We start from the raw sequence: 1046 nt of genomic DNA on the forward strand, positions 1-1046 counted from the left end.
TCTAAGTGAACTAGCTTTCAATCTCTCGATTTATTGCCCGATGTCCGTCTTAGTGAGGGCGTATTATAGACCCCTTATTTTTTGTGTCAACTGCCTTTTTGAACTTTTTTCTAGTTATTCATTTTTTAATGAATTTAACCGCACTATCTCTGTTCTTTCACTCGCATTAGTAAAATAGGTTGATGGTTATATCTCTCAAAGTTCAAACTTTGTTTTTTTGAAAACTAAAATCTCGTTATTAGCTGGCATCTTATACTGCTTATCGAAGATTAGCTGATGCTGTTTAGCTAAAGCAATGACATCCTCTTTATTACGAATACCACTGTTTGGATCTCGCTCACGCAAATGCTTATCAAACTGTCTATTGCTATCACTACTATATTGACCGTTCTCATTAAAAGGTCCGTATATTACGAACTTACCATTAATAGGCAGTGCTTCCCCGACTAACTCAAATAACCTCTCAACCAAGGGCCAAGCAATGATATGTAGGGTGTTAGCAGTGAATACAGCATCATATGGCAAATTACCGGTTTGGCTATCCATACAGTTCAGGGGTTTAGGTATTTTATCCTTAGTCAGACCAAAGGCTAAGGGCAGATGCAAATTAGGCGCAGGATGTTGGTCGTGCCACCCTTGAATCACTCGATGATTATCAATGATATCGCTGGTTTGCCATTGTAGATGCTGTAATCTGGGTGCAAAATAGACGCTATGTTGCCCAGTGCCTGAACCGACTTCGAACACATGATGGTAATTCTGCAGTTCTTGTTGCAACACACTCAATATTGGATCTTTATTATTTTCGCATGCCTGAGAAAATGGCAACTTCGATTTAGGGATGATATCGGCGTTTTCTACAGTTTCTTCGTTCATAACCCCTCTCCTTTCTTGACCTCCTCCCCTCGCTAAACCGAGGGGATTCCTACAGCTAGACGATCAAGCCCGACCGCGAGGATGTTCTTAGCAGCATTGATATCTCTATCATGCCATGTGCCACACTCAGCACAAGTCCATCCTCTTATTCGCAAACCTGCTCTACCTTT

The 1046-nt window shown here is 41.0% G+C and carries 2 protein-coding genes; both read right to left on the bottom strand.

Features of this window, described 5'->3' with window-relative positions; translation table 11 throughout:
• Positions 1-195 precede the first annotated feature (195 nt).
• On the bottom strand, positions 196-876 hold the full coding sequence (locus A1019T_RS10670) for a DUF938 domain-containing protein (RefSeq protein ID WP_077451622.1): 681 nt from the start codon (positions 874-876) through the stop codon (positions 196-198).
• 32 nt (positions 877-908) lie between these two features.
• A partial coding sequence (locus tag A1019T_RS10675; protein ID WP_143514115.1) for a zinc ribbon domain-containing protein occupies positions 909-1046 on the bottom strand: 138 nt, incomplete at its 5' end.

Origin of the sequence: Psychrobacter piechaudii, assembly GCF_900162825.1 — a bacterium.
Taxonomy (GTDB): Bacteria; Pseudomonadota; Gammaproteobacteria; order Pseudomonadales; family Moraxellaceae; genus Psychrobacter; species Psychrobacter piechaudii.